Raw genomic sequence first — 1,423 nt, 5'->3', positions numbered from 1 at the left:
GGTGTGCCCAGCGCCCTGAGCAAGGGCCCGGTAAAGATGCCGCCGAACAGCGCGWCGAGCAGGCCAAAAATCAGGCCGACGCTGAGGGTGGTTCTCGCAATTGCCTTGACCTTTCCGGTGTCGCGCGCTCCCCAGGCCTGGCCAATCAGCACGGAGGCGCCAGCGCCCAGGCCGATGGTGAAGGCAATGAAGAAAAACAGGATGGGGAAGAAACTGGACACCGCCGCCAGTGCGCCGACGCCGATCATCTGGCCGACATACACGTTGTTCAGCGTGCCCGACAGCGACTGCAGGATGTTGCTGAGCAGCATGGGGCCGAGGAAGGCGGCAAAGGTCTTCCACATCGGCACACCGTCGTTCAATGCGGGCCGGGTGTGCGAAGCGGGTTTCGCCGCCGCGGGCTGTGTTGCCAGGGGCGGGACCGGATCTGCCACGGAAATCGGTGGCGCCGCGATTTCGCCCGCTGCACGCACGTCGCCCTCATGCATTTCGGTTTCAAGCCGGTGATCGAGGGCGGAAAGATCCGGCGGCTTCATGCGGCGCTCCAGCTGGCTGCGGCCAGTGCCGCCAGGTAGGTTCGCACATCTTCAGGCCAGGGCTCGACCAGGGTGTCAAAACGCAGCCGGTCGCCGGCAAACAGGGCGCGGGTGGCTTCTTCGAAGCCGGGCAGGTCGCCCGCGATTTCCGCCATGAAGCGGTAAGCGGCTTCGCGGGAGGCCCGTACCACGTCGCGTGCCTCGTTGGCCCTGCTCGCTTCTTCCACCAGCTTGCGCAGCGCAACCGAAGCACCGCCTGATTGGCGGCTGAGCCATTCCCAGTGCCGCGGCAGCAAGGTGACTTCACGCGCAACCACCCCCAGCCTGGGGCGCCCGACAGAACGCGTCACCGGTGCTTCGGGTTCGGCGGCGGGAAGGTCGGGCGGCGTGTCGTCGGGCGCATCCACGGCGTCGGGCCGCAGGTCAAGGTCCAGGCGTTCCCCGTTGGCATCGTTGAATATGCGAAGCAGTATGTCGGCCTGCTGGGGCGTGGCGCGCAACTGCGCGAGCAGCTCACGGCGCGGCCCGGAGGCAATGCGCTGGAACCCGGCGAAGGCGGTCAGGGTGCGGGGCGTGGCGATCAAAGTAGAGGTCATAAAGTCATTACGGTTAATTTTGTCCGGGTCAAATTAGGAGTTTATATCATCCGGGTATAAATGATCAAGTTTTGGCTGAAAAATGCGTAAAAGGCTGTAAATCGGGTTCTATAGCTGATTAATCATCTAACTAGTCTATTTAATATTCTTTTGAGTTTGGGAGAAGCTAGGCTAAATTCGCGTCCTGTTCAAAAAAGAGCCTCACACGTTTTCACAAGAACCGTGAGGGGTGACAAGGTTTAGCGAATTTTCATGATCGAGCTCAAAGGCATTTTTCAAACCTACAAGGGC

General features: G+C 61.1%; 2 protein-coding genes. Both read right to left on the bottom strand.

All coding sequences use genetic code 11. The features are described from left to right. A partial coding sequence (locus AC1D1P_RS23345; RefSeq protein WP_477674637.1) for an MATE family efflux transporter occupies positions 1 to 434 on the bottom strand: 434 nt, incomplete at its 3' end. A gap of 98 nt (positions 435 to 532) precedes the next feature. Further along, a complete protein-coding gene (locus AC1D1P_RS23340) occupies positions 533 to 1,132 on the bottom strand; it encodes a DUF2239 family protein (RefSeq protein WP_477674636.1) in 600 nt (199 codons plus the stop codon). Positions 1,133 to 1,423 lie beyond the last annotated feature (291 nt).

It is taken from the genome of Polaromonas sp. P1_E1_2, assembly GCF_056406035.1.
This window is presented reverse-complemented; position numbering and strand designations above follow the sequence as displayed.